This is a genomic window from Pseudokineococcus marinus (assembly GCF_013004605.1).
GTDB lineage: Bacteria > Actinomycetota > Actinomycetes > Actinomycetales > Quadrisphaeraceae > Pseudokineococcus > Pseudokineococcus marinus.
The window spans coordinates 1-9,063 of the sequence record NZ_JABEMA010000122.1 but is presented as its reverse complement, the minus strand read 5'-3'; the positions used below and the strand labels follow the sequence as shown (position 1 = coordinate 9,063).

The 9,063-nt window shown below is 77.4% G+C and carries 9 protein-coding genes and 1 tRNA gene; 5 read left to right on the top strand and 5 right to left on the bottom strand.

Going from position 1 to position 9,063, the window contains the following annotated elements; translation table 11 throughout:
* Positions 1-393: 393 nt before the first annotated feature.
* Positions 394-1,650 (bottom strand): baeRF2 domain-containing protein, encoded by a 1,257-nt coding sequence (locus tag HLB09_RS09405; protein ID WP_171203128.1) that lies wholly within the window; start codon positions 1,648-1,650, stop codon positions 394-396.
* A 205-nt stretch (positions 1,651-1,855) separates the two neighbouring features.
* Between HLB09_RS09405 and HLB09_RS09400 the strand changes: the two genes are divergently transcribed.
* The 4 genes from HLB09_RS09400 (at position 1,856) to HLB09_RS09385 (ending at position 4,835) form a co-directional block, all read left to right on the top strand.
* Positions 1,856-1,928, top strand: a tRNA-Arg gene (locus HLB09_RS09400).
* 172 nt (positions 1,929-2,100) lie between these two features.
* Positions 2,101-3,093: an aldo/keto reductase gene (locus tag HLB09_RS09395; protein WP_171203127.1), complete on the top strand. Its 993-nt coding sequence runs from the start codon at positions 2,101-2,103 to the stop codon at positions 3,091-3,093.
* Between the two features lie 115 nt (positions 3,094-3,208).
* Positions 3,209-3,511, top strand: a complete 303-nt coding sequence (locus HLB09_RS09390) for a DUF6343 family protein (RefSeq protein ID WP_212770827.1) — start codon at positions 3,209-3,211, stop codon at positions 3,509-3,511.
* Positions 3,512-3,596: 85 nt separating this feature from the next.
* A complete protein-coding gene (locus HLB09_RS09385; protein ID WP_171203126.1) occupies positions 3,597-4,835 on the top strand; it encodes an MFS transporter in 1,239 nt (412 codons plus the stop codon).
* A gap of 120 nt (positions 4,836-4,955) precedes the next feature.
* Here the strand turns inward: HLB09_RS09385 and HLB09_RS09380 are convergent, their stop codons facing one another.
* The 4 genes from HLB09_RS09380 to HLB09_RS09365 form a co-directional block, all read right to left on the bottom strand.
* Entirely contained in the window at positions 4,956-6,053 is a 1,098-nt protein-coding gene (locus HLB09_RS09380; RefSeq protein ID WP_171203125.1) for a glutathione S-transferase family protein, read from the bottom strand.
* Positions 6,054-6,148: 95 nt separating this feature from the next.
* Positions 6,149-6,853, bottom strand: a complete 705-nt coding sequence (locus HLB09_RS09375; protein ID WP_171203124.1) for an SDR family NAD(P)-dependent oxidoreductase — start codon at positions 6,851-6,853, stop codon at positions 6,149-6,151.
* Positions 6,854-6,932: 79 nt separating this feature from the next.
* Entirely contained in the window at positions 6,933-8,324 is a 1,392-nt protein-coding gene (locus HLB09_RS09370; protein WP_171203123.1) for a cryptochrome/photolyase family protein, read from the bottom strand.
* Positions 8,325-8,432: 108 nt separating this feature from the next.
* Positions 8,433-8,648, bottom strand: coding sequence for a hypothetical protein (locus HLB09_RS09365; RefSeq protein ID WP_171203122.1), 216 nt, complete (start codon positions 8,646-8,648; stop codon positions 8,433-8,435).
* 198 nt (positions 8,649-8,846) lie between these two features.
* Here HLB09_RS09365 and HLB09_RS09360 point away from each other — a divergent pair, with 198 nt between their 5' ends.
* Positions 8,847-9,023, top strand: a complete 177-nt coding sequence (locus tag HLB09_RS09360; RefSeq protein WP_171203121.1) for a hypothetical protein — start codon at positions 8,847-8,849, stop codon at positions 9,021-9,023.
* Positions 9,024-9,063 lie beyond the last annotated feature (40 nt).

Below are 9,063 nucleotides of genomic sequence, written 5' to 3'. Positions count from 1 at the left end.
CCCGCGGCGCAGCAGCGCGCGCAGGCGGGAGCCGTGCCGCGGGGACCGGGAGGCGCGGGTCGGGTCGGGCACGCGCGCACGCTAGCCGAGCAGAGGCGCCCTCCCGGCGCCCCGGGCCGCGAGGGCGGCGGACGCACGAGCGCCCCGCGTCCGGTCGGACGCGGGGCGCTCGTGGGCTCCCTCCGGGCGGGAGGGGCGGGGGCTGGAGGCAGTGCCCACCGCGCAGGGGGGGCCAGCGGTGGGCACTGCAGGCGCAAGGATGGACAGGCGCCGTTCAACCGTCAACTTCCTCGGCCGCGGACCGGTGTGTCGTCCCGAGGTGTCCGGGTTGCCGCCGGCCGTCCGGGGACCGACGTCCTCCGGCGGAGGGTGTCGGTCCTCCGGGTGGGGCGCTCAGACCCCGACGTCGCGCAGGCGCTCGCTGTCGCCCGTCATCGTCGGCGCGCCGCCGCCCGGCGTCCCCTGGTCCGACCAGCGCAGGAGGGCGCCGACGCCGTCGCCGAGCTCGAGCGGGTCGCTCTCGTCCTGGCGGGTGCCGGGCACGAGCACCAGGCCGGCCGCCCCGCCGACCGCCGCGCGCACGAGCGCGGCGTCGGCCCGGACCTCGACCGGCTCGGCCACGCCCATCTCGAGCAGGTCCTCACGGCTCTGCGCCAGCTGCAGCGCCTCCGGGCCCACCCAGAGGGTCCACGTCGAGCTCGGGTCGTCGCGCAGGAGGACGTCCTGCACCTGGCCGCGCTGCAGCATCTGCACGACGGCGTCGAGCCCGTCGGCGCCGTCCGCGTCCTTGCCGCGGGCCTGCGAGTAGCTGTCGACGACCTCCTGCAGGCGCCGCTCCTGGACCCGTGCCAGCACCTCGCCGAGCGTGCGGGCGAAGTCCTCCGAGCGGATGCCGTCAGCGCGGCCGCCGCCCTGGACGACCTCGGCGATGCCCGCGGCCGCGCCGCCGAGGCGCTCGCGGACGAGGGAGACGGCGTTGTCGTCGCCGGTCAGCACGACGACCTCGGGCTTGTACCGGCTCACGAGGTCGTCGACGTCCGAGGCGACCGCCGCGGCGTCGCGCTGCCAGGAGTCCTCGACGCGGCGCTCGTGCGTGTACTCGCCCGTGCCGCCGACCGGCACCTTGTGCAGCACGTCGTCGTCGGAGCCGGAGGTCTCGCGGGCCTGGACGTCGTCGACGGTCGAGCCGACGACGACGTCGCCGCCCTCGGGACGGGCCGCCGTGACGCCGGAGCCCACGGCCACGGTGAGGTCGGCCCCGTCGTGGTCGGCGGCGACGAGCAGGTAGCGCGTCGAGCCGGCCGCCGCGCGCACCGCGGGCAGCACGTGCGCGACGGGCCCCCACGACGCCTCGTCCTGCGCCGGCGCGGCCGGCAGCACGAGGTCGAGCACGACGCCGCCGGCGCCCGCCACGACCGTGCGGCCCGAGCCGTCGCCCGTGTCGTGGCGCCCGCTGGGCGCCGTGGCGCGCTCGGCGAGCAGGTCGAGGACGTCCTCGGGCGCGCCCTGCTCCTCCAGGCGGCGGCGCAGCTCGCGCCACCGCAGCTCCACCTCGTGCTCGCCCGAGGCGTCGGTGCGCGAGACGTCGAGCGTCACGCTGGCGAGGGGCCCCTCGGCCTCGAACGCCGGTGCCAGCCACTGCAGGTCCATCGGTCCTCCTCGGTCTCGTCCGCGTCGCGGGCCTCCGCGGCGGAGGTCGGCCCTCCCGCCCCGGCGCGCCCGCGGCCCTCGGCCGCGGCGCCGCCCGCGCTCACCTCCACCCTGGCCGCTCCGCCCCGGGCGTGCGACCCGGCGCCCGCCCACCGGCGCCCCGGCACCGAGGAGCGCCGTCCCGCTACGCTCTCCCGCGCCCCGGGCCCCCGTAGCTCAGGGGATAGAGCAACGGTTTCCTAAACCGTGTGTCGGAGGTTCGAATCCTCTCGGGGGCACCCTCCCGGGCGCCGGGCCACCGACTCGGCGCCCCGCCCCACCTCCCGCCGTCGCCACCCGCCCTGGCCACCCTCCGTCGCCACCCGCCCTGGCCACCCTCCGTCGCCACCCGCCCTCGCCACCCTCCGTCGCCACCCGCCCTCGCCACCCCCGGGGGCTACCGTCCCCGCCATGGAGAGCAGGCGCCTCGGGCGCACGGGCAGGGACGTCGGCGTCGTCGGGCTCGGGACGTGGCAGCTGGGCGGCGACTGGGGCGAGGTGCGCGACGACGACGCGCTCGCCGTCCTGCGCACCGCCGTCGACGAGGGCGTGACGCTCCTGGACACGGCCGACGTCTACGGCGACGGCCGCAGCGAGCAGCTCATCGGGCGCTTCCTCGCCGACCTCCCCGAGGGCGACCGCCCGCTCGTCGCCACCAAGGCGGGACGCCGCGCCGACCCCCACGAGCCGGGCCAGTACACCGCCGACCACCTCCGGGCGTGGACGGCCCGGAGCCGCGCGAACCTCGGCGTCGAGCGCCTGGACCTCGTCCAGCTGCACTGCCCGCCGACGGCCGTCTTCTCCGACGACGCCGTGTTCGAGGCCCTCGACGCGCTCGTCGACGAGGGCCTCGTGGCGGCCTACGGCGTGTCCGTCGAGACCGTGGACGAGGCGATGACGGCGCTCGCGCGGCCGCACCTCGCGAGCCTGCAGGTCATCCTCAACGCGTTCCGCCGCAAGCCGCTCGAGCGGGTGCTGCCCGCGGCGGCGGAGGCCGGCGTCGGGGTCCTCGCCCGCGTCCCGCTCGCCAGCGGCCTGCTCACCGGGAAGTACGACGAGAGCACGACCTTCGCCGAGACCGACCACCGGTCCTACAACCGCGACGGCGCGGCCTTCGACATCGGGGAGACGTTCTCCGGCGTGCCGTACGAGCTCGGCCTGCGGGCCGCGGCCGAGGTCGGCGAGGTGGCCGCGGCGCGCGGCGTCCCGACGGCGGCCCTCGCCCTGCGCTGGGTGCTCGACCAGCCCGGCGTCACGTGCGCCATCCCGGGCGCCCGCACCCCCGAGCAGGCTCGGTCCAACGCCGCGGCGGCGGAGCTCGACCCGCTGACCGCCGACGAGCTCGCCGCCCTCGAGCGGGTCTACGACACCCACCTGCGCGAGGTCGTCCACCACCGCTGGTGAGCGGCGCGGGCCGCCCCGCCGCTCACGCGGGGCGGCCCCGGGCAGGACGAGCAGGACGAGGGACAGCACGACGCCCCGACAGGACAGGTCGCCGCTCGGCGCGCACGGTGGACGCATGGCGGACCACCAGCCCGACCGGCCCCGCGGACGGCGACCGTCCGACCCGACCACGCACGGGGGCGGCGAGCCCCTCGAACCGCGCTACGGCATCGGCGGCGCGGCCCCCGCGCACAGTGCGCTGACGCTCCGGGCGGTGCTGGCCGCGCTCGGCCTCGTGGTGTGCGCCGGCGGCGCCGCGTGGGCGGGGGCCGTGGGCGCGCCCGCGGGGCTCGTCGTCGTCCTCGTCGTCCTCGCCGTCGTGGCGGTGGTCGACCTCGTCGTCATCGGGCGCCGCAAGGCGCGCGGCGAGCCGGGGTAGCCGCACGGCCCGGGTGGCTCGACCCGAGCGCTGACCCGCAGGCGCCTCCTCTCGGGTGCCCGGGGCCACGACCTAGGGTCGGCACGTGGCCCTCCGCGGCGTGCTCCTCGACACGACCCCCCTGCGCGTCCCCGCCTACCGCCGCCTGCTCACCTCCAGCGCGGTCTCCGCGGTGGGGAGCCAGCTGACGGCGGTGGCCGTCCCGTTCGAGGTCTTCCGCATCACCGGCTCCTCGACCTGGGTGGGCGTCGCCTCGGCCGCGGGCCTCGTGCCGCTCGTCGTGTTCTCGCTGTGGGGCGGCAGCGTCGCCGACGTCGTCGACCGGCGGCGCCTCATGGCCGTCAGCGTCGCCGGCATCGCGGCGTCCTCGGCCCTTCTCGCCCTGCACGCGGGGCTCGGGGTGGAGTCGTTGGCCGTGCTCCTCGGCCTCGTCGTCGTCCAGCAGGCCTTCTTCGGCCTCTACGCGCCGGCCCGCGGCGCCGCCGTGCCGCGCCTCGTCCCGGCGCGGCAGCTGCCCGCCGCGATGGCGCTGTCGACCACCGTCTTCGGGGTCGGCGCCGTCGCCGGGCCGCTGCTCGCGGGCGCCCTCATCCCCCTCGTCGGGCTCCCGCTGCTCTACCTCGTCGACGCGCTCGGCCTGCTCGCCGCCCTCGCGCTGGTCCTGCGCCTGCCCGCGATGCCCGTGACCGGGGAGCCCGGCCGCCGCGCCGGCGCGGGCAGCGTCCTCGAGGGCCTGCGCTACATCGGCACCCGCCAGGTCCTGCTGGTGTCCTTCCTCGCCGACGTCCTCGCGATGGTGCTGGGCATGCCGCGGGCGCTGTTCCCGGAGATGGCCCGCGAGGTCTACGGCGGCCCCGCCGGCGGCGGCCTCGCGCTCGGGGTGCTCTACGCCGCGATCCCCGTGGGCTCGCTGCTCGGCGGGCTCTTCTCCGGGCGGGTGGTGCGGATGCGGCACCACGGCGCGCTCGTGCTGGCCAGCGTGGCGCTCTGGGGGGCGGCCGTCGCCGCCGTCGGCCTGACGACGTCGCTGTGGGTGGCCGCCGTGCTCCTCGCCGTGGCCGGCGCCGCCGACCTCGGCAGCATGGTCTTCCGCGGCGCCATCCTGCAGACCGCCGCCACCGACGAGATGCGCGGCCGGATGCAGGGCGTCTTCACCGTCGTCGTCGTCGGCGGTCCGCGCCTGGCCGACCTCGTGCACGGCGCCGCCGGGGACCTCCTCGGCGCCCGCGCCGCGGTCGGGCTCGGCGGCCTCCTCGTCGTCGTGGCCACCGGCGCGCTCGCGCTCCGCGCCCGGGAGTTCCGCCGCTACACCGCCCCCGCCTGACGGCGCGCCCCGGGCGAGGGACGGGGACGGGCCCGATCTCCCCGGGGAGGGGCAGCGGTGGACCCGCGACGCCGTCCGGCGCGTCGTCGGTCCACCGCTGCGACCGCTCGCGGTGAGGTGTCAGCCCAGCGGCGTGTGCGCCGGGTCGACGCGCTCGCCCTCGGGCACCGGCCCGGGCGGGGTCCCGTCGCCGAAGGGGCTGCCGCCCAGCTGCTCGCGGCCGTGCGGGGTGAGCCAGCCGGACAGGTCCGGCCCCTTCGGCACGACACCCGTGGGGTTGATGTCCTCGTGGACGACGTAGTAGTGCGCCTTGATGTGCGCGAAGTCGGTGGTGTCGCCGAAGCCCGGCGTCTGGAACAGGTCGCGGGCGTAGGCCCACAGCACCGGCATCTCGCTGAGCTTGCTGCGGTTGCACTTGAAGTGGCCGTGGTAGACGGCGTCGAAGCGCACGAGGGTCGTGTAGAGCCGCACGTCCGCCTCGGTGATCGTGTCGCCCATGAGGTAGCGGCGGTCGGCCAGGCGCTCCTCCAGCCAGTCGAGCGCGGTGAAGAGGCGGTCGTAGGCCTTCTCGTAAGACTCCTGCGAGCCGGCGAAGCCGCAGCGGTACACGCCGTTGTTGACCTCGGTGTAGACCCGCTGCATCACCTCGTCCATCTCCGCGCGCAGCGCCTCGGGGTAGAGGTCGGGCGCGCCGTCGCGGTGGTGCTCCCCCCACTCGAGGGACAGGTCCAGGGTGATCTGCGGGAAGTCGTTGGTGACGACCTGCCCGGTGCTCTCCTCGACGACCGCGGGCACGGTGATGCCCTTGGGGTAGTCGGGGAAGCGGGCGAAGTAGGCCTGCTGGAGGCGCTCGTAGCCCAGGACGGGGTCGACGCCGCCCGGGTCGAGGTCGAAGGTCCAGCTGCGCTTGTCGTGCGTCGGGCCGGTGATGCCCTGGGAGATGACGCCCTCGAGCCCGAGCAGCCGCCGGACGATGATCGAGCGGTGCGCCCACGGGCACGCGCGCGCGGCGACCAGGCGGTAGCGGCCCGGCTCGACGGGGTAGCCGTCGCGCCCGTCGCGGGTGATGCGCGTCTCGATGTAGGCCGTGTCCCGCTGGAACCCCTGGCCCGCCGTGACGTAGGCGCCCTTCGTGCTCTGCGCGTCGGCCCCCGCCCCGTCGGCCCCCGTCCCGTCGGTGCCGCGATCGCTCGTCGTGGTGTCGCTGGTCGTCGTCATGGCTCGCCCTCCGCTCCGGCGGTCGCCGCTGCTGGACGACCCCGCCGTGGTGCTCTCGCGTTCAACCAGTATGCCCGTCCGGGGGGCGCCCGCGCTCAGCGTGACCCGAACGCCGAGGAGGGCAGGTCCTTCTCGTCCTCGACGACGGCGCGCAGCACGCGGTCGGCGACGGCCTGCGGCTCCAGCCCCGTGGGCAGCCTCGGCGCCTGCCCCGCCACGGGCCGGGTCGCGAGGCCCGTCTCCGTGTGCGGCGGGCGGACGTCGAGCACGCGCACCCGGTCGCGCCGCAGCTCCTTGGCCACGGCGGCGTCGAAGGCCGTGAGCGCCGCCTTCGCCGCCGAGTAGGCCGCCATCCCCGCCACCGGCTGCTCGGCGACGACGGCGCTGAGCATCACGGCGACGGAGCCGCCGCGCTCGGAGGCCGAGGCGCGTAGGTGGGGCAGGGCGGCGCGCAGCAGCCGCACGGGGGCCAGGTAGTGCAGCAGCAGGAGCTCGTCGACGAGGTCGTCGTCGACCTCCGCCGCCGGGCCGAAGGCCACGACGCCGGCCGCGTGCACGAGGACGTCGAGACCGCCGAGCGCGTCGACGGCCGCGCCGACGAGCTCCTCGGGCGCCCCCGGCTGCCGCAGGTCGGCGGGCAGGCGGGCCGCGGCGTCCACGTCCAGCGCCTCCAGGCGCCCCTCGTCGCGCCCCGAGAGGGCCACGGCGGCCCCCCGCTCCGCCATCCCCGCCGCGAGGAGGGAGCCGAGGCCCCCGCTCGCGCCCGTCACCAGCACGCGCGCGCCGTCCAGGTCGGTCATGCGCGCACGGTAGGCGGGGGCGCCGCGCTGGGCCCGTCGAGAGGGGCCCGTCGAGAGGGGCCCGTCGAGGTCCGGCGGCTCAGCCCCGGACGGACTCGTAGCGGGAGAGGGCGACCCGGCGCTCCTCGGCGTGGTCGACGACGCGCTCGGGGTAGCCCTCGGGCGTCCCTCCCGGGAGGGCCCACGGCTCGTGGACGGCGGCGCCCTCGACGTCGCGCAGCTCGGGCACCCAGCGCCGCACGTAGTCCCCGCGGGGGTCGAAGCGCTTGCCCTGCGTGACCGGGTTGAACACGCGGAAGTACGGCGAGGCGTCGGTCCCCGTGCCCGCGACCCACTGCCACCCGTGGTTGTTGGACGCCAGGTCGCCGTCCACGAGGTGGCGCAGGAAGAAGCGCGCGCCGCCCTGCCAGCGCTGGTGGAGGTCCTTGACGTAGAAGGACGCCACGAGCATCCGCATCCGGTTGTGCATCCATCCCTGCCCGAGCAGCTGGCGCATCGCGGCGTCGACGACCGGGTAGCCGGTGCGACCCTCCTCCCACGCGCGGACGCGGCGCCGGGCCTCCTCGCCGTCGTCGTGCTCCATGCCCGCGAGCTCGGGCTTGTAGGCCTCCCGCGCCGAGTCGGGCCGGTGCCACAGGACGTCGGCGTAGAAGTCGCGGAAGCACAGCTCGCGGACGTAGGCCTCGGCGCCCGGCCCGCCGCGGGCCGTCGCCTCCTGCACGAGCGTCCGGGGGTGCACGCACCCCAGGTGCAGGTAGGCGGACATGCGGCTCGTCGAGTCGAGGTCGGGGCGGTCGCGCTCGTCGGCGTAGCGCTCGAGCCGCTCGTCGCGGAACGCCTTCCACGCCGCCCTGGCGGCCTCCTCCCCGGGCACCGGCAGGTCGGCGTCGACGTCGGGCGCCGCCGGCAGGTCGTCGGGCCCGTCGAGGCGGGCCCACGTGAGCGCGCGGGGCGTCGGCGCCGGGTCGGGCACGCCGTGGGCGCGCCACGCCCGTGAGAAGGGCGTGAAGACCTGGAAGGGCGAGCCGTCGTCCTTCGTCACGAGCCCCGGCCCGACGGCGTAGGCGGTGCCGTCCTCGACGAGCGGCACCCCCTCGCCGTCGCCGCCCTCCCCGCCGGGCAGCCGGGACAGGGCCTCGCGCACGGCGTCGTCGCGGCGGCGCCCGTAGGGGCCGACGTCACGGGCCACGTGCACCGACGCGGCGCGGGCCTCGCGCACGACGGCGGGCACGACCTCGCGCGGGTCGCCCCGGCGGACGACGAGCGCCCCGCCCGTCGCCGCCCGCAGCGCCTCGAGGCAGCCGACGAGGAAGCGGCGGCGCGCGTCACCCGAGGGTTCCCAGACGGCCGGGTCCAGCACGAAGAGCGGCAGGACGCCGGCCTCGCCCCCGCGCTCGCGGGCCGCGAGCAGCGCGGGGTTGTCGCCGAGGCGCAGGTCGCGCCGGAACCACAGGACGGCGGGGGCGCTCACGCCCCGAGGGTGCGCGAGGGCCCCCGGGGCTGCCAGTCGGCGGCCCCGGGGGCCCTCGGCCGGGCTCGGCGCCCGGCGCTGCTCGGTGCTCGGTGCTCGCGAGGAGGCTCAGGCCTCGCGCTCGGCGCCGGGGGGCGAGGTGTCCTCGTCGAGGACGACGTCGAGCGCCTCGCGCACCGACTGGCGCGTCGCCAGGCGGACGGAGGCCGCCTGCTGCAGCTCGGCCGTGTCGGCCTCGGCGATGCGCTCGCGCTCCTTCTTCTCCGCCTCGAGGGCGAAGTCGCGCGCCTTGCGGATCCGGTCCCAGATGTCTGCGTCAGCCATGCGGCACAGCACAGCACGGCAGCCGCCCGCGCGCGCGACGGTGGCGGACGGGTGGCGTTACCCGACCGTGTCGTGACGAGGTGCGCGTCGAGGATGCGGGCGGGGGTGACCTGCACCACCCTCGTCGACGTGGGGAGACCCGCGACGGCCGGGGCGAGGTGGACGCACCGGCCGTGCACGACGCACGGAAGCGCGCCCATGGCCTACCTCGCTCTCCTCCTGCCCGTCCTCGTCCTGCCCGTCATGCTCGCGATGGCCGCGTTCGAGACGCGGTGCAGCGATCGCACGCCCCTCCTGCGCCGGCGACCCGCCGACGACGTCGCGGCCGAGCCGGCCGTCGCGCCCGCGCTCCCCGCGGGCGACCAGCGCTCCTAGCGCCGGCGGCCCCCGCAGCTCCTGGCGTCGTCGACCCGGG